This is a genomic window from Brevibacillus sp. GCM10020057 (assembly GCF_042683565.1).
Taxonomy (GTDB): Bacteria; Bacillota; Bacilli; order Brevibacillales; family Brevibacillaceae; genus Brevibacillus.
The window spans coordinates 148636-165452 of the sequence record NZ_JBHUJW010000043.1 but is presented as its reverse complement, the minus strand read 5'-3'; the positions used below and the strand labels follow the sequence as shown (position 1 = coordinate 165452).

The following is a 16817-nucleotide window of genomic DNA, read 5'->3' as shown; positions in this document are numbered from 1 at the left end:
GCCTTCACGTCCTTTATTGGTATTCCGCGATGCGTCTCGCGTAGGAAGAAGCGAGCGTCGCAGCTGTCTCTGCCGTTGTGCCTTGCGAAATCACTTTCACATGCGAGTCTTCCGTGTCCGGCAGGATCAACACCCAGCCGTTTGCGTCGTACACCTTGATCCCGTCCACCAGCTCCAGCGGCTTGCCTTTGTTTTCCTCCAGCATTTTCCGCATTACCTTGCCTTTGGAAGCCCACGGGCAGAACACGATCTTTTTCTCCATGTGGCAAGCAGGCAGCAGCTCGAGCAGCACGCTGAGCGGCTTTTCTTCCTTCGACAGGTAGGACAGGATTCGCAGCAGGCTGTAGACGGCGTCGAACATCGGGTGGAACCGCTCTTCCGGCGCTACCTCCATCATCGCCCGCGGCGCCACCTTGGTCCGGACGACCTTAAGCTGCAAAAGCTGCGCGAGATGCTCCAGCTCCATCGGGGCGCTGACCGGCAGGCCGATCTTGCTGTGGGCGCCGCTGCACGCAAGCAGCTGCAGCGCGATGAGCTGCTCGGCTGTCAGCTTCTCGCCGCGCTCCGTGAACAGGTCGATCTGCTCCCCGTTTTTGTCAATGCGAACACCCAGATCTGCTCCGTGTTTGCTGACACCCTCCTGGATCTGGCCGTACCGTACCGTGACGCCCAGGGTTTGGAAGAGGGGCGCCAAAAAAGAAGGCATGAACCGCGCCTCGCACTCCACCAGCAGCTTAAAGCGCTGACGCTGGATGCTGGCGACATCGACCCGCTCTGCGAGGGCGCGCAGGTAAGCTTCCTGTATCTGATGCTCCACATGCAGCTCGCCCAGATGGTGCAGCGTGCGGACGTACGTCTCCTGCCAGTAGGCGTTTTCGATCTTCCGCTCCATGTCACGGGAGACAGGCAGCCCGTTTTGGTCGACAAACTGGATGACGATTTCCTTGTTTTCCGCAGGCTCAGCCATGAAAACATGGATTCCCCCTGCGCATTGCAGGCCGCGCACCCCGTAGCGCAAGAGCGGCGCATTGCCGACGCCCAAGTCGACGGTGTCGATCCCCGACGAGCAGAGGCTGGTCATGATGCTGTGCTTGAGCAGCTGGGCAAACGGATGCGGGCACGCTGACAGCGCAATCCGGCTGCCTGCCTGCAGCAAATAGGCGTAGGAGGCCGCGAGCCGGGTGACGAATTCAGGCGTGATCTCCACATTGCCGATGCCTTTGATGCCGTGTGTGCCAAACAGGTTTTTGTTCTGCTTCGCGCCGTAGATGAGCGACTTGCTGACAGTGGCACTCTCGCCTACTTCTTTGTCCGGCCAGATTTTCACGCCTGCCTTGACGACAGACTTGGCGCCCAGATCGCAGTTGTCTCCGATGACGGCCCCCTCTCCCACCAGCACAGACTCGGACGTCTGCACATTGCGGCAGAGCGTGGCCCCCGTCATTTCCGACTTTTTGCCGACCAGCGTGTTTTCCCAAATGATCGCGCGGGACAGATTCGCGCCGCTGGCGACAACTGTATTGCTCCCGAGCACGGAGTAAGCGCCGATCGAGGCTCCCGCCTGCAAATGCACATTTTCGCCGATGTAGACCGGGCCTTCCAGGCGGACGAACGAGTCGATCCGCACTTGATTTTCCAAAAAGATGCGGGGGGCGATCTCCTTTGCCTTGATGTCGACCTTGACTTTTCCTTCCAGCATGTCAAACTGCGCCTGACGATAGACGGCAAGCGAGCCGATGTCGGACCAGTAGCCGTCTGCTGCGTACCCGTACATCGGTTTGCCTTCGCGCAGGAAGAGCGGGAACACTTCCTTGCTGAAATCGACTTCCCGATTGTCCTCGATATAAGAGAGCACTTCCGGCTCGCAGACGTAGATGCCGGTGTTTACCGTATCGCTGAACACCTCGGCCCAGGTCGGCTTCTCCAGGAAGCGGATGATGCGGCCGTCCTCGTCGGTCATGACGACGCCGAATTCCAGCGGCGTCTCGACTTGCGTGAGGACGAGCGTCGCCAGCGCCTGTTTCTGCTCGTGAAAAGCAACAGCTGCCGTCAGATCGATGTCGGTCAACGTATCGCCGCTGATGACGATAAAACGCTCGTCGAGGAAGTCGGCGCAGTTTTTCACGCTGCCTGCCGTCCCGAGCGGCGTCGTCTCTTCAAAATAGACGAGCGACACGCCGTACCGGGAGCCGTCTCCAAACTCGTTGCGGATCGCATCGGGCAAAAATTGCAGCGTTACGGCAATTTCAGTGATTCCGTGCTTTTTCAGCAAATCGATGGTGTACTCCATGCACGGACGATTCAGCAAGGGCACCATTGGTTTTGGAGTGTGGGATGTTAACGGACGCAGGCGGGTTCCTTTGCCGCCAGCCATGATCACTGCCTTCATCAATACTTCCTCCTTCTTGGTTGCTGACACCTTCGTTGCTTCTCTGCCATCAAAAGCTCACCCGGGTGCCCTCTTGGTTCTTTTATCTCATAGCCGACATGAGTACGGGTTCCAGCTGGCGGTACTGTTCCACCGTCTGTCTGGCCAGCTGCTCCCAGTCGTAGCGGCTCTGCACTTCCTTTAACGCCCGCTCTGCCAGCTGGCGGCGCTGGTCCGGATCTTTCAGCAGCCAGCGCAGCTGATCGACGAGCGAATCGACATTTCCTGCGTACATCATCGCGCCATTTTCCCCGTGTCTTACAATCTCGCGCAGTCCTCCCGTGTCGGCGACGAGAAGCGGCGTGCCGTGGGCCATCGCCTCCAGCGCGACGATGCCGAACGGCTCATACAAGCTCGGGAAGACCGCGACATCCGCCAGGCGGAACAACTGATTTCTCCGCTCGTCGTCGATGAAGCCGAGAAAGCGCACCTTTTCCCCGATCCACAGGTGATTCGCCAGGTTTCGCAGCTCATCCAGGTACGGCCCTTTGCCGGCGACGACCAGACGCGCATCCGGAAACTCCGTACCAAGCCGGGCCATGGCTTCCAACAGCAGATGCACCCCTTTTTCCCGCACCAGGCGGCCGACGAAGAACAGCACGGGGCCATCCCCGAGTGACAGCTCCTGCCGCAAGTCTGGTTCAGGATTCACGGGGTTCGCCGGGACTGCTTCTACACCGTTGAAAATGACGCTCATTTTTTCATGGGGGACTCCAAACAGCCTTTTGACTTCTTCTCCCATGTAATGGCTGCAGACGATTACTCTGTCAGATGCCGCCGTCAGCATGCGCTCGCACTCGTGGATGCGCTGCTGCAACGGCGTGTGGATGCCCTGGTTGCGCCCGTGCTCCAAAGCGTGAATGGTCGTGATCAGCCGAATCGACAGGCGTTGCTTCAACTCCATGGCCGCCCAACCTGCCAGCCAGTCATGGGCGTGTATGAGATCGACGCGCAGGCCGCCCTGCAGCAGCTGTTCAGCATAATCGACCATCGCCAGATTCAGCTGGAACACCCACTGCAAAAAGTCTGTCTGCTCTCCCGGCACGTCGCTTTGCAGGCGGTGGACGTGAATGCCGTCGACCATTTCCTGGCCGGCTTTTGCACCTGCCGCCGTGGTGAGCACGTGCACCTTTGTGCCTTGGCGAACCAGCTGGCGTGCCAGCTCGTAGACGGCCCGCCCCAGCCCGCCGACGACGTGCGGGGGAAACTCCCAGGTGAGCATCAGCACTTTGCGCTCCGGCGGCTGGGAGGAGCTCGCCGCAATCATTTGATGCGATACGTTCACTCTATGCGAACGAACTGGCAAATAGTACGACTCATCCATCGCCGGAAAGATCGGGTAGGCCGCCTCCATCTCGGCTAACCTCTCTTCTGCTGGCTGCCCCGACCTAAGCATCGCGAGCAGCTCGCGGAAGCGCGTCAAATGGTCGTGAAACCTGCGGACGGCGTACTGGACGACGGTCTGCCCATCCAGTATGAAGGCCCAATCGCTGCTCTGCGCCAGCATCAGCTCACGCGCCGCCTGCTTCAGGCAGCGGCTCGCCCAGGCTGCGCCGCTTTCGCCTTGTCCTTTTTCCAGTTCGTGCCTATGTACAGCCTCGATCAGCTCTCGCTCTGCCTGATGCAAATGCCGGTACATCCAGCCGTTGTTTTCGTTCAGCCACACCTCCCCGTAGCCGTTGCGTCCCCACGTGGACATCGGCAGACGGGCTCGGTCCTGCTGCGGATATTCGTCCAAATATTCCGACGGCGTAATCAGTTGTACCGTTTTGGAATCGCACGCAGTCTTGCGCAGCAGGTAGTCGAGAAACTGCGGGCCTTCGTACCACCAATGCCCAAACAGCTCGGCATCGTATGTAGCGACCACCAGCGGCTTGCGGTCCAGCCACGCTTCTGCCTCGGCGATCTGCTGCTCGCGATGGTACAGGAAGTGTCCGGCATGCGAGGCGGCCTTTTCCCGAGCCCAGTCCGGCTCGTACCAGTCCTTCTCGCCCGTCTTGCCAGTGATACGGTAATACTTCAGGCCGGTATTGACGCGTATCCCTTCCGGATGGATATAGGGCGCGATGTATTCCATTTCCCGGTCAAACCCGATATCGCGGTAATACTCTCGATAGTCGTAATCGCCCGGATAGCCGTCAAAGGAGCTCCAGACCTGCCGCGATGCCTGATCGTCCCGGGCAAACGCCGCGACGTCGTGGGGCGTGAACAGCGGGGCGTACAGACCGCGCATCGGAGTCGGTGTAGCATGCTGAATCGTGTGCGTGTCCACGAAAAAGTAGTCGATCCCCACTCTTTTCAGCAGGCGATCCAGACCCGGCGTATAGCCGCACTCCGGCAGCCAGATGCCGCGCGGCCGCATGCCAAGGATGCGCTCATGCGTGTCGATGCCGACCTGCAGTTGGGCCATGATGGCCTCTTCCGTTTCCACGAACGGCAGGAAGGCATGCGTCGCTGCGCAAGTAATCAGCTCCAGGCAACCGCTTCTCGCAATCCGCTTGAGTGCCGAAATGAGCTGAAAGTCGTGCTTGCGGCAGTAAGTCGCGATGTCCCGGAAGCGCTCCAGGTACATTTTGGCGACTTTGTGCTCGCGCGGCTCGTGAACTGTACGTTTCACTTCTTTTCCAGCCAGCTCCACCGTCTTGGCCAGATGGGCCTGAAAACGGGATTGAATGAGTTCATCTTCCAGCATCGATAACAGCGTAGGAGAAACAGCGAGGGTTATGCGAAAAGCGATGCCGTCTGACAAAAGCTTGTCGAAGACCATGAGCAGCGGAAGATAAGATTCCAGCATGGCTTCGTACACCCAGCGCTCTTCCAGGCAATCGTCCCGGTCCCCGTGCCGAACATAAGGCAAATGCGCATGTAACACGAGGGAGAGATAACCGTTATTCACCGATGACACCTCACTCACTTAATTGTTGGATTTCATGTAGAGGGAATAGGAGGAAAAATTCTCGAACCACGATGGAGATGTCGTTTCCTTGGCTGGCTCGATCAGCGGCTCCCCCCATACAGCTTTTGTATTGCGCGGCGTTTCCACCGGTTCGGAGCGCAGAATCGGGCAAAACCGCCCTTGTTCGTACAAGCCAAAATCAACGAGGTATGTCCTGCCGGGCGCAACATCACGCACATACCAGGAGTGCGCGTCTTCGTGGACGAGCACGTCTCGGACCCCGTGCGCATTTTGTCCGTTAAAGATCCGGTCGGTGACGTCGTAGATGCGCAGCCCTTTCTGGATTTGGCGATAATCGGCTTGCAAATAGGAAGCCACCATTCTCATGCGAGGCCACGTGATTTCCCAGTACACGAACAAAACGGTAGGGCCCTGGGCCATGACCTTGACGAGATCCCGTCCGTAGAAGTCCGGCAATCGCCACTCGTCGTCCTGCCGCTTCTGGACCTTCGCGGGCGTAGAGGAGGTGAGATCACGGGCTTCTGCAGCCTTTGCTCTTTCCTTTTGCAACTGGTATTTGACCTGTCCGACAGTTAATCCGCATTCTTTTGCAATTTGGGCAATCGATTTGGATTGTGACCGTAGCTCTCGTATTTTCTCCAGCATTGCTCAACACTCCCTTCCGCAATTTTCGATCTACCGCTGGTTATGCATGTTTGTATCAGCACACAGTCATTCTAGCCAATGCCTCTAACAAAGACTGTCGAACGCTGGACGCACATCCCTTCTTCTTTTGTCGATCAACGATTATATTTTCGTCACCAAATAGCAATACTCGGGGGCTTTTGCACAGTAACCGTTTTCACGCGTCGAACAACCGCCTATTTTCAGCTTACAAAGGGGCTGTTGTATTCATTCATTCCTTTATGAAATACACGAAGGCCATTTTCAAAACGCACATGAATGCAAGCGCTCTCACAAAATCGGCCCAAGAGACGTTCCATACAAAAGCCGTTGCGCAAATTCCCCGCATCTGTTTCGCTTTGCGCGGCATGCTGTTTCAACGTCCGCGCTGCCCTGTCAAGCCTTTGACGAACAAGCGCGATGCACGCGCCGCCGCTGCCTGGCTCAGAGCATAAAAAAAGACACGGCAGGCGGGAAATCCGCCTATGTCGTGTCTTTTGCTTGCTCCTTGGCGAGCGCTATCTGCGTTTTGTAATGCGGCCGAATCCGCCCGTTTTCGTCCGCGGGGGCGAATTGCTCTTCGGCGAAGAAAAGATCGAGGAACGTTTCGGCGTGACGTAGTTGCCGGAACCCGACGAGCTGCTGCCGGAGCTGCGGATGATTTTCCCCGAACTCCCTTTGGACGGCTCCACCTGCTTTTTGAAAATGTTCCCGTCCGAGCCTACGGAGCCGTCGCTGTTTTTGGACGTACTCCCCCGCTTGATGATGCTGCCTTTGCCCCCCGTCGTAATGGGCGGAGCGGCCTTTTTCTCCTCGGCCGTCGGCGCATGGTACGTTCCCGACGGCTTGTAGACGTCACGGCTCGAATAGCCGCGATAGCCGCCCGTATAGCTCTTCCTGTGTCCGTCGAACAGATCGTCGAGCACACTTGCCAAAATATAGCCCTGCAAAAATGAGGAATCGTAGTTGTTGCGCACGTATTCTTTCGAGTCTACCTCGATTAGCGTGTCTGACGGCTTTGCAGTATCTTGCTGGACGTGGTAGACCTCATCCGGATAAATGAGAAACATGTGCTGGTTATCTTCTTTGGAGATCTCATCCGGCTCTCTCTGATCTGCCAGCTCCCTGGCGACGACTGGCACCGTCTTGTTGGCTGCGCGGTACACCCGCGACGTCTGCTGCCCCTTGGTCGACACCGATTCCAGCGGATACGTATCGCCTACGGACGGACTCCCGCAGCCGGACAGCGCAAGCAGGAACAGGGTGGGTATAAGCAGCAGCTTGATTGATTGGAACCATCGTTGTGGCATTCCCTCTCCTCCTTACGTCCCGCGTAAAACTTGCACGTCCGCCGGAAGAACGGTCTCTCCCTCGTACAGCATAAACCTGCCATCCTGCCATTCAATCCGCAGCAGCTGGCGCTGATCAGATTGGAAATGCCAGACGTACTGCTCGCCCGACGACTGGAACGGCGTCTTGCCCAGCACCTGGACGCGCCCCGAATACTGCTCCTCCAGATGGTAGGTGACGTCGTCCATCTCGATCGTGCTCGGCACTTCCTCCACCGATTCCAGGCGGCCGTCGATGGCGCTGAACAGCTGGTACACCAGCCGCTCCCGCTCCTCGATGTACAGGTAGCGGATCGTGTTTCCGTCCTGCAAAGTCAGCATCGCGGCTTTTCTGCTGTGGTTCATCGCCTTGCCCGTAATCTGGTAGGTCACGAGCGACACTTCGACAACGTCTCCCGGCCCGACCGTCAAGATGCTTTTTTCCGGCGCTGGCGGTTCAGGTTTGGCAAATATGTTTTTCACTCTTTTGAACAAGCTCATGGTCGTACTCCCTCCTGCCAGAAACTACAGACATGCAGCCAGGATCATCGCCCCGACAATATGGAAAGATCCTGCCAGCAGTGCATGCGCGACTTTTCCTTGCTTGACGCCTGCTTCGAGATCGAGACCAGCAAACGCGCGAAAGGCGATTTCCACGGTGCGCTCCAACATGAACAAAATAATGAATGATACCACAGATACCAGCAAGGCGGTCCACAATTCATTGGAATTGAGAATCGATTGGGACAGGATGTATCCTTGCGCGAACAGCTTCATCACAAAACGGGTCGTCACGGCTATGTTCCCGTTTTTCATTTCTGTCATATCCTTGTATCTCGTAAACAGCGAGTCGACCCACATCAGCACGAACAGCAGAATCCCGCCCGCGCCCGTCCATACGAGCATGGCTGCTACTTCTACCCAAGTCACCGTCACATTCCCCCAGTCTTCAGGATCGTTCTACTCTTTCTTTTGCGGAAAAAAAGGGGAACCGCTCCAGGCGGTTTACCCCTCGTATTTTTTCATCAGCGCGGCAAGTTCGTCCTCGATCTGCCGGTCTTTCGTCAATTTGGCGATTTCCTCATCCAGCGACTTTTCCTTCTTGTATACTTCGCCGCTTGCTTCCGCTTCGGCCTCGAGCTGGAGTGCCTTGTCTTCCATCCGCTTCAGGCCCGCCATCGCGGAGTTGGAGTCGAAACCGGCCATCGTCTGGTTGATCGTCTTTTGCGCTTTTGCTGCATTCACGCGGGCAACCAGCGTCTCGCGTCTGTTTTTCAGCTCCGTCACCTGTTTTTTCATCTCTGCCAGCTTGTCGCGCAAGCCTTCTGCAGCCGCTTTGTTTTTCTCGTAAGCGTCCTTGTATTCATTCATCTTTTGCTCGGCTGCTTTCTTTTCTTCCAGCGCGCGGCGGGCAAGGTCGATGTTCTTCGCCTGAGCCGCTACGTGCGCCTGCTCTTCCCGCTTCTTCACGAGCGCTTCCTGCTCTTCGTACAGCACCTTGAATTTCTTTTCCAGCGCGATTTGCGCGGCTACCGCTTTTTCCGCTTCTTCCAGATCTTCCTGCATGTCGCGCAAATACTGGTCAGTCATCTTGATCGGGTCTTCTGCCTTCTCGATGAGGGCGTACAGATTGGACATGGTCAAATCGCGCAGTCGTTTGAAAATAGACATGGAATTTCCTCCTTGAATTCGTCTGATAATCGTGCGGCTGCTTCTGTCAGCCGGACTTCTCTATACATGTATTTACGTTGGTTAATCAAGTAAGTTTCAAAGTTGTGCTTGCGATTTTTCACATGAATTTGGACTGCCCGGCCGCTTCAAGTTATGTGCGAGACCGCTGCCACTCCCCGGTGATACGGGAATTTACTCGAACGTCAGCTCACCCGACTCGATGTTTTTTATCATGAGCCGGCCTTGAACTTGCGACCCGTCTTTCAGGACAAGCTTCATTTTCCCGGTTTTCCCTTTTTCAATGAGTGCTTTGACTTGGGCATCCGTCAGCATGCGACCGTAGTTTTCTTTCCAGATCACGAATGTACAGCCCATGTTGTAGTTGGAGCAGCCGTAACCTTTTCGTCCCATAAAGATCGAACCGCCGCAGCCTGGGCGTGGGCACCTGGCGATGATGCTTGAAGCAGCAGCAGTCCGTGGTTCTTTCCCCTTTTTCACTGCGGGCGTTGACTTTGCAGCGACGCTTCGGCTGCGTGATGAACTTGTTTTGCCCTCGCTGCCGGCACGTCCTCGTCTTTTGGAAGCTCCACTGGTACTCTCGCCCTCAAACAAAGTCTTCGCAGCACGAGATTGGACACGAACCTTCTCTACGATCATGGTAGCGAATTTCTTCACATTTTCCATGAATTGCTCATCAGAGGCCGCTCCTTTCGAGATCTGGTTCAACCGGCGCTCCCATTGTCCTGTCATCTCCGGAGAAGTCAATAATTCGATCCCCGCGTCCCTGATCAGTTCGATCGCGGTACGGCCTTTTTGTGTAAGCTGTATTTGCTTCCCTTTCATTTCCACGTAACCGACTTTTTTCAGACGCTCGATGGTCGCGGCACGGGTCGCCGGTGTTCCGAGACCTGATTCTTTCATCGCTTCGCGCAGTTCCTCATCCTCGATCTGCTTGCCCGCGCTTTCCATGGCTTTCAGCAGTGTCCCTTCCGTATAATGCTTTGGCGGCTGTGTCTCTTTTTCCTTGACCAAGGCATCCGAACACCTCACACCATCCTTGGGTGAGAGGGTGAAAGGCTCGTTGACTTCCATTTCTTCCTTTTCGTCCGCATCTTTGCCCTTGCCTTTTGCCCCTTTGGGCTTTTCCTTGTTCTTTTGATCAGGATAGATCACTTTCCATCCGAGACTGACCAGCTCTTTCACCGTCGTTTTAAAGTTTTCGTTTTCGACGCTGGTCATGACAGCGTGCACCTTGTATTCGGCGGCGGGATAAAATTGCGAAAGGAAGCGGCGAACGATCATGTCGTACAACTTCTGCTCGTCCGGCGAAAGCCGCGTTGCTTTGCGATTGGTCGGCAGAATCGCATGGTGGTCCTCTACTTTGGCAGGGTTGCAAATAAATTTGTTGCCTTTATGTACCAGCTGGCGGTTTGCGCCCTTCACCAGGTCATCGTATTCCGTGCCTTGCAAGGATGACAGTGTCTTGTGCATGTCCGGAATGTTTTGCTCCGTCACATAGTTGGAATTCGTCCGGGGGTAAGAAATCAATTTATGCTTCTCGTAGAGAGACTGTGCGATATCGAGTGTTTTCTTCGCTGAAAAACCGTACTTGCCGTTTGCCTCACGCTGCAGCAAGGTCAAATCATACAGCTTGAACGGATATTCTTTGGTATCTTTCACTTCGTAGGAAGCGATGCGGCCAGGTTTGCCCTTTACTTTTCGGGCCAACGCTTCTGCCTTGGCTGGATCGGTGATGCGATCTCCTTGCCATATCCCTTTGTAAGCTACGTCGCCTTGGGAAAAGTGTCCTTCCAGGTCAAAATATTTTACGGATGTAAACGCTTCAATCTGCTTCTGCCGATCATAAATGAGAGCAAGCACGGGCGTCTGCACTCTTCCCACGGAAAGCAGCACATTATGTTTGGTCGTAAAAGCACGGGAGCCATTCATACCGATCAGCCAGTCCGCTTCACTGCGGGCTTTGGCTGCGCGGGTCAGGTTTTCATACGCTGCGGCATCCTTTAGCTCCGCAAATCCTTTTCGGATCGTTTCAGGAGTCAGGTCTGAGATCCAGAGTCTTTTTACGGGATGCTTTAGCTTTAGATGCCGCTGAATGAGGGAAAAAATGTGCTGTCCTTCCCTCCCGGCATCGCATGCATTCACCAGCAAATTACTGCGCTTGGCCAACTGGGCGATGGTTTTCAGCTGGTCAATTGTCTTCCGATTGGGAACGAGTTTGAATTGATCCGGAATGATTGGCAGGTCATTGATGTTCCATTTTTTGTATTTCTCATCGTATGCCTCTGGTTCCGCCAGCTCGATCAAATGACCGATTGCCCACGTAACAATATATTTCTCCCCCTCCAAATACGAGCGGAAGTTTTTCGCTTTCGGCTCTATTGCGGCAGCGATATTTCGTCCCATATCCGGTTTTTCCGCAATAATTAATGTCTTCAAGATGGTAATCGCTCCTTCAAAAAACTCTCTCAACAAATGTATCGAATAAATTCTTCTTTGAAAACAAGTCTACTCCATTTCTTTTCGGAGTGGTTCCCACACTTGTTGACATTTTGCGCTATTAAAAAGACAGCCCCGATCAGGCTGCCAACTCTATCTTCACAAACAATATCCCATTCAGCCGTTCACCCGCCAAAAATTTTTCCCTTGGCGATGACGGCCAGCTCCACCTTCTCCAATGTGCGGCAATAGGCTTCCCCCATGTCGAAGGAGGACGGCAACTCTGTCGGGGACAGGAGAGCGAGGGCACTGCGATCACGGTACCAGTCTTGCGGATCGGGTGGTGTATGTTCCACCCGTTCCCAGGCGTGGCGCAAGGGCGGGGAGTAAAGACGCGGCTGCCCGCTCCTGAGCCGACAGCCTTCCATCCGCTTCTGGTGCGGCTTGCCGGGAACGCTCTCCCGGATGTCGTGAAACAGATGCGGCCAAAAGTCTTTACGCGAGCCGGTGTGCGTCTGGCTCGACGCCCATGGATAGACATCCGCTAGCTGAGCCGGATCGCGGAACAGCAGGGCGTACAGCCTTTTTCCCAGCGCAATGCGTTCAAGGAGCGAGGCGAAGTGGGAGACGTTCTGCCCGATCAGGCGCAAGGGCTGCTCCCCGTGGCATGGAAACAGGATCTGGTTGAGCGCGAGCATCTCCTGCGCGGCGAACGGCAGCGTATCCAGCACCGTACTCCGGTAGCTTTGCTCCTGCATCAGATGCACTTCCAGATGCTGCTGCTCGTTCATGATCAGCCCGACCGTCAGCAGCTCGCTGTCCCCCTTGTTCCAGTACTCGTTCCAGAGGGCAGAGACAAACACCGACGTGTGAAAATAGGGCAGCAGGTGAAAAAGGTTGGTCTGTCTGCGCACGCTTTCCTCATACAGTAGCAATTGAGGGTAGGCGTCTCGAAAAATGAGCCAGTTGCCTCGCTCCAGAAACAGAAAGAAATTCCGCTGCTCCTTCGCAGAAAGCAGACGGGGCAGCAGCTCTCCACGTAAATCTGTCATGTTCCAGCCCGCGTTTCGGGAAACCAGGTGAGCGAGCAAGGCCCAATGTATGTCCGTATGCTTCTGGTAAAAATCCAGATAGGCGCGGGTGCGCTCGACATTGTCGCGATTTCGCTCGTCGGTCCGCTCCCGAATCTCCTCTAAGAGTTTCCGCTCATCCACAGGCAACGATCTCGTATCGGGGGTCCCCTGTTCCTTTGCCGCTCTCTGTGCCCGCTTCAGTTGTACAGAAAGGGACTTCAGCGACGATGCTCGCATCCAAGACAATCCCGGCACAGTTCCTCCTTTCCTGACGTCCCTAAGCCTTTTGGAGGTGAATGGGTTGCTAGACGTACATGCTGAAATCAGCCGCATGCAAGCCGTCCTCGTGCAGAAGCAGACGATGGACGGCTCCTGGCGCTTTTGCCTGGAATGCGGAACGGTGACGGACGCTTACATGATCATCCTACTCCGCTCGCTCCAGATTGATGATGAGGATTTGATCCTCGGGCTGGCAAACAGCATCGCGAACAAGCAGCAACCCAACGGGGCATGGAAGATCTACGCCGACGAGCCCAACGGCAATCTGTCGGCGACGATCGACTCTTACTACGCCCTGCTGTTCTCGGGATACTTGAAAAAGTCTGATCCACGCATGGTGGCCGCACGAAGGTTCATCCGCGAAAATGGCGGGCTGACGCAAGCCAACCTGCTGACCAAGATCGTCACGGCCTTGACCGGCCAATATGAATGGCCGCGGCATTTTCTCGTCCCGGTAGAAATCGCCCTGCTCCCGCCGTTTTCTCCCCTCAGCTTTTATGATTTCGTCGGGTACGCCCGCGTCCATCTTGCCCCCATGATGATCTTTGCCGACCGCAAATACGTCCTGCGCACGCCTCGGACGCCAGACCTGTCTGATCTGTACGTGGAAGCTCCTATTTCCGGTGGAGTGTTCCCGCATCGCCAAATCGAACAATTTACCCGAGGCGCTCAAGGCTTCCTCGCCGCGATTGACGACTATGTGCGCAGTCTGCCCTTTCTCCCCGCACAGCTTCGTGAGGTGGCCCTGCGCCGGTTGGAGAAATACATGCTCGAGCGGATCGAGCCGGACGGAACGCTGTACACATATGCCACCTCGACCTTTTTCATGATCTACGCCTTGCTCGCCCGGGGCTACTCGCCGCAGCATCCCCGCATCACGGGAGCCATCTCGGGCTTGCGGGCCGCAATCTGCCCGACGGATGACGGGCCACATCTGCAGTTGGCAACTTCCGCCGTCTGGGATTCGGCCCTGCTCACTTACGCCCTGCAAGAGTCTGGCATGGACCCCGCCCGTCCCGTCATCCACCGTGCGATCCACTATTTGCTCGGCAAGCAGCAAACCAAACCCGGCGATTGGAAAATCCGCAATCAACAGGCGCGCCCGGGCGGCTGGGGTTTCTCCGATCAAAATACAATGAACCCCGATATCGACGACACGACAGCTGCCTTGCGCGCCATTTTCGCCTATAGCAAAACAGACAGGAGCGCCGCCAACGCGTGGAAACGCGGTCTGGACTGGCTCCTGTCCATGCAAAACGACGACGGTGGGTGGCCCGCCTTTGAAAAAAATACAGACTCTCCCCTCATCCGCAGACTGCCCATCGAAGGCTCCGACACCGTCAGCACAGACCCGTCCTCTGCGGATCTGACGGGAAGAACGTTGGAGTTTCTCGGAAATTATGCGGGATTGCGTCAGGCAAATCCCCAAGTCCAGAAAGCTGTTCGCTGGCTGATCCGCCATCAACGTGCAGACGGCTCCTGGTACGGTCGCTGGGGTATTGCTTTTCTCTACGGCACCTGGGCGGCCCTCACCGGAATGATGGCGGTAGGTGTAGCTGCCGACCATCCTGCCGTGCAAAAAGCGGTCAACTGGCTGCTCCAGCGCCAAAATGCCGACGGCGGATGGGGCGAGTCTTGCGCGAGCGATGAGAAACAGACGTACGTCTCCCTCGGCGCGAGCACCCCCTCCCAGACTGCCTGGGCAGTCGACGCGCTCATCTCCGTCTTTCCCGAGCCTATTCCGGCCGTCGAGCGCGGGATTCGCTGCTTGCTCCGCTCCGCACAGGCAAACGACTGGACGACCGCGTATCCGACAGGCGGCGGACGACCCGGCGGGATCTATTTTGCTTACCACAGCTACCGCTGGATCTGGCCGCTGCTCGCCTTGAGCCACTACCGCAGCAAGTACGGGCAAAGTCAGCCTTAGCCGCGCTTTCTGCGAATGGGCACTTCCTTGCTGATGACAAGCGAGTCTGCCGGCGTATCGAAAACCGACGAGCAGACAATCTCCTCCGCATCGCCGATCAATATAAGGGAGGACTGGGAAACATCGTTGCTCTGGATTTCCCCGACCTCCAGCTTTTTGTTGTTCACGGTCATTTTCAGTTCCATCCTCCGCCATACCTCTTTTCCTTCAAATGAAAGCGATCAGCCTGGGCTGATGGTTCATCGTATGCCGCCGCCCGCGCATGTGGCATCCAAAACCGGTATGAACACCCACCGGAAGCAGGCATACAATACAAAAAGGATTTCTCCGAAAAGGGTGAAGATGCGATGCCAGCAATCGTCGGGGTCATCAATATCAACAGCATCAGCGGCGTCTTCAACGTCGGGGATGTCCGTAAAATCTCGCCGGTGAACTACACCAAAACATTTGCGGGCGGGGGGTCCTTTAACTCGGGTACGACGCTGAACGTAAAAGTTCCGCGCAGCGTCGTCTATATCCATGAAAGCAAAGGCGAGGATTGGCCTGTATTCGTCGAAGAAATCCGTGAACCTGCGAGCAAGGGACGGGATCGCTCATGAATTTTTTCATCCATCAAAATATCGTCATTCACAGCCTGAAAATTGATGGCCTGAACAACTCGTCCGTCTTGCAAATCGGCAGCGCCGGAATGATCAAACCGCTGTCCCAGTTATACAATACAGGCGGATTCACAGAACCGGCACCGCCTGCACAACCGCTCCCGGAAGAGATTGGCCGAAGCGACCAATTCGTCCCCCTCGTTCCGTTGGTAGAGCCGCGCTAAATTCAGCATTGCGCTTTTGTTGAGAAGCGAAGTAAGGATGATCGGTATGTACATGGGTCCTGAAATGATGCAGTATTTTCAACAGCTGCATAAATATTTGCACGCCCAAAGCAAAAATATGGAAACATTGAAAAAGCTGATCGAAAAACTGAATAACGATATGGCGGAACTGAAGGAGAAGCAGGCTCCGCCGCCAGTGATCAAAAACGAATACAAATTCGACCTGTTGAAGGTGGAGCGGCTCGAAGGCACCTTGAACATCGGCCTGAACCCGAACGGTACGGACGGCAGCGTGGGCGAGTATTCCATCAATCAAGCCTCGGGACAGCGGCCAGCCCAGGACAGCGATTCTCCGGCCTTTGCCCGCGTGCAAAAGGAGATCTACGACTATTTGAACCACGATGCCTACAGCATGCTCGAGAGGATCGAGCAAGAATTCGGGCACGCGCTGGATGACAACTATCGGACCTTTATCGTGGACGATATCAAAAAGCAGATCGATTCACGTATCCGCTACTATTTGAATCAGGCACAAGCGGAAGGCTGGGAACCGGAACAGATCGACGCACTATGCGATCGGACGATTCAGAAGGTGAAGCGCGACATCGAGCGCACCTGCGAAACATTCGTCCGCAATTTGCCGCGCGGGGGGATTGAAAACGGTCATGATCTATAAGGTGATCAATGGTGAATTGCACGTCGGCTCTGTCAACATTGTCAATTTGACTTCCGCCGCCTCCCTGTTTATCGGCGACTGTCGCTCGGTCATTCTCACCTCCATCGACGAGACGCCGCCCGAGACGTACATCGTAGGCGTCGAACAAACTGCAAAGACACCTGAAGCGACACCGTAAAGGAGGCTGGCTATGCACAGCAGAACCAGTCACGTCCATTCGTTTAGCAATATTGCGCTGGACACCTCATCCGTCATCGAGATTGGCGATTCCGAAAAAATCGACGCTGTCTCCAACATTCTCGCCGTTCAACGTGATAAAGCTATTTTTCATGAAAATGAATTTTTGTACCAAGACTATACCGCCTTTTCCGTGCCGCTCCCTCTCCCCTGCGACGAGGAGCCTCTCACGATCACTACGTTCCACGAAAGCAATGCGATTCGGGTCGACAAGGTAACGGTCTCCTTTGCAGCCGCTTCATCCGTCATTCACATCGGCTCGAGCGAGTGTATGGAACTGGAAACCCGGGTCAAAAATATCCGGCACCTCGTCCGCGACGAACGCTAGTACGACATGC

General features: G+C 55.6%; 16 protein-coding genes. 6 read left to right on the top strand and 10 right to left on the bottom strand.

The features are described from left to right. Nucleotides 1-13: 13 nt before the first annotated feature. From ACFSO0_RS14410 to ACFSO0_RS14370, 9 genes are all read right to left on the bottom strand, one after another. On the bottom strand, nt 14-2389 hold the full coding sequence (locus tag ACFSO0_RS14410) for a sugar phosphate nucleotidyltransferase (protein WP_376881433.1): 2376 nt from the start codon (nt 2387-2389) through the stop codon (nt 14-16). An 82-nt stretch (nt 2390-2471) separates the two neighbouring features. After that, nucleotides 2472-5324 (bottom strand): 1,4-alpha-glucan branching protein domain-containing protein, encoded by a 2853-nt coding sequence (locus tag ACFSO0_RS14405; RefSeq protein WP_376881432.1) that lies wholly within the window; start codon nt 5322-5324, stop codon nt 2472-2474. An 18-nt stretch (nt 5325-5342) separates the two neighbouring features. Continuing rightward, complete coding sequence (locus ACFSO0_RS14400; RefSeq protein WP_376881430.1) at nt 5343-5990, bottom strand: DUF4912 domain-containing protein; 648 nt, start codon at nt 5988-5990, stop codon at nt 5343-5345. Nucleotides 5991-6526: 536 nt separating this feature from the next. Next, a complete protein-coding gene (locus tag ACFSO0_RS14395; RefSeq protein ID WP_376881429.1) occupies nt 6527-7318 on the bottom strand; it encodes a DUF4247 domain-containing protein in 792 nt (263 codons plus the stop codon). Between the two features lie 12 nt (nt 7319-7330). Then, complete coding sequence (locus ACFSO0_RS14390; protein ID WP_376881427.1) at nt 7331-7837, bottom strand: DUF4178 domain-containing protein; 507 nt, start codon at nt 7835-7837, stop codon at nt 7331-7333. Between the two features lie 24 nt (nt 7838-7861). Then, nucleotides 7862-8266, bottom strand: coding sequence for a DUF350 domain-containing protein (locus ACFSO0_RS14385; RefSeq protein ID WP_376881426.1), 405 nt, complete (start codon nt 8264-8266; stop codon nt 7862-7864). 75 nt (nt 8267-8341) lie between these two features. Continuing rightward, a complete protein-coding gene (locus ACFSO0_RS14380; protein ID WP_376881424.1) occupies nt 8342-9007 on the bottom strand; it encodes a PspA/IM30 family protein in 666 nt (221 codons plus the stop codon). 192 nt (nt 9008-9199) lie between these two features. Next, the gene (locus ACFSO0_RS14375) at nt 9200-11464 is read right to left on the bottom strand and encodes a type IA DNA topoisomerase (RefSeq protein ID WP_376881423.1); all 2265 of its coding nucleotides are present in this window, start codon (nt 11462-11464) and stop codon (nt 9200-9202) included. 185 nt (nt 11465-11649) lie between these two features. Further along, nucleotides 11650-12774, bottom strand: a complete 1125-nt coding sequence (locus ACFSO0_RS14370; RefSeq protein WP_376883196.1) for a DUF2515 family protein — start codon at nt 12772-12774, stop codon at nt 11650-11652. 64 nt (nt 12775-12838) lie between these two features. Here ACFSO0_RS14370 and shc point away from each other — a divergent pair, with 64 nt between their 5' ends. Next, nucleotides 12839-14743: a squalene--hopene cyclase gene (gene shc, locus ACFSO0_RS14365; protein ID WP_376881421.1), complete on the top strand. Its 1905-nt coding sequence runs from the start codon at nt 12839-12841 to the stop codon at nt 14741-14743. On the opposite strand, the gene ACFSO0_RS14360 is transcribed toward shc, so the two are convergent. After that, entirely contained in the window at nt 14740-14928 is a 189-nt protein-coding gene (locus ACFSO0_RS14360) for a hypothetical protein (protein ID WP_376881419.1), read from the bottom strand. The genes shc and ACFSO0_RS14360 overlap by 4 nt on opposite strands. A gap of 162 nt (nt 14929-15090) precedes the next feature. On the opposite strand from ACFSO0_RS14360, the gene ACFSO0_RS14355 reads away from it, so the two are divergent. Genes ACFSO0_RS14355 through ACFSO0_RS14335 form a run of 5 tightly spaced genes read left to right on the top strand, consistent with a single transcriptional unit; the run spans nt 15091 to nt 16807 of the window. Further along, nucleotides 15091-15342 (top strand): spore germination protein, encoded by a 252-nt coding sequence (locus ACFSO0_RS14355; protein WP_376881418.1) that lies wholly within the window; start codon nt 15091-15093, stop codon nt 15340-15342. Further along, the gene (locus ACFSO0_RS14350) at nt 15339-15566 is read left to right on the top strand and encodes a spore germination protein GerPB (RefSeq protein ID WP_376881417.1); all 228 of its coding nucleotides are present in this window, start codon (nt 15339-15341) and stop codon (nt 15564-15566) included. Before ACFSO0_RS14355 ends, ACFSO0_RS14350 begins: the two co-directional genes overlap by 4 nt. Nucleotides 15567-15612: 46 nt before the next feature. After that, nucleotides 15613-16242: a spore germination protein GerPC gene (gene gerPC, locus ACFSO0_RS14345; RefSeq protein ID WP_376881415.1), complete on the top strand. Its 630-nt coding sequence runs from the start codon at nt 15613-15615 to the stop codon at nt 16240-16242. Next, nucleotides 16232-16420 carry a spore gernimation protein gene (locus ACFSO0_RS14340; RefSeq protein ID WP_376881414.1) on the top strand — a complete coding sequence of 63 codons (189 nt, stop codon included), beginning with the start codon at nt 16232-16234 and terminating at the stop codon, nt 16418-16420. Before gerPC ends, ACFSO0_RS14340 begins: the two co-directional genes overlap by 11 nt. Nucleotides 16421-16432: 12 nt before the next feature. Beyond that, the gene (locus ACFSO0_RS14335) at nt 16433-16807 is read left to right on the top strand and encodes a spore germination protein GerPE (protein ID WP_376881413.1); all 375 of its coding nucleotides are present in this window, start codon (nt 16433-16435) and stop codon (nt 16805-16807) included. Nucleotides 16808-16817 lie beyond the last annotated feature (10 nt).

Excerpts from the sequence above, each read along its gene's own strand:
- ACFSO0_RS14410 (WP_376881433.1), bottom strand. The coding sequence starts at position 2,389 with ATGAAGGCAGTGATCATGGCTGGCGGCAAAGGAACCCGCCTGCGTCCG.
- ACFSO0_RS14400 (WP_376881430.1), bottom strand. The coding sequence starts at position 5,990 with ATGCTGGAGAAAATACGAGAGCTACGGTCACAATCCAAATCGATTGCC.
- ACFSO0_RS14395 (WP_376881429.1), bottom strand. The coding sequence starts at position 7,318 with ATGCCACAACGATGGTTCCAATCAATCAAGCTGCTGCTTATACCCACC.
- ACFSO0_RS14390 (WP_376881427.1), bottom strand. The coding sequence starts at position 7,837 with ATGAGCTTGTTCAAAAGAGTGAAAAACATATTTGCCAAACCTGAACCG.
- ACFSO0_RS14380 (WP_376881424.1), bottom strand. The coding sequence starts at position 9,007 with ATGTCTATTTTCAAACGACTGCGCGATTTGACCATGTCCAATCTGTAC.
- ACFSO0_RS14370 (WP_376883196.1), bottom strand. The coding sequence starts at position 12,774 with ATGCGAGCATCGTCGCTGAAGTCCCTTTCTGTACAACTGAAGCGGGCA.
- ACFSO0_RS14360 (WP_376881419.1), bottom strand. The coding sequence starts at position 14,928 with ATGGAACTGAAAATGACCGTGAACAACAAAAAGCTGGAGGTCGGGGAA.
- ACFSO0_RS14355 (WP_376881418.1), top strand. The coding sequence starts at position 15,091 with ATGCCAGCAATCGTCGGGGTCATCAATATCAACAGCATCAGCGGCGTC.
- ACFSO0_RS14350 (WP_376881417.1), top strand. The coding sequence starts at position 15,339 with ATGAATTTTTTCATCCATCAAAATATCGTCATTCACAGCCTGAAAATT.
- gerPC (WP_376881415.1), top strand. The coding sequence starts at position 15,613 with ATGTACATGGGTCCTGAAATGATGCAGTATTTTCAACAGCTGCATAAA.
- ACFSO0_RS14340 (WP_376881414.1), top strand. The coding sequence starts at position 16,232 with ATGATCTATAAGGTGATCAATGGTGAATTGCACGTCGGCTCTGTCAAC.
- ACFSO0_RS14335 (WP_376881413.1), top strand. The coding sequence starts at position 16,433 with ATGCACAGCAGAACCAGTCACGTCCATTCGTTTAGCAATATTGCGCTG.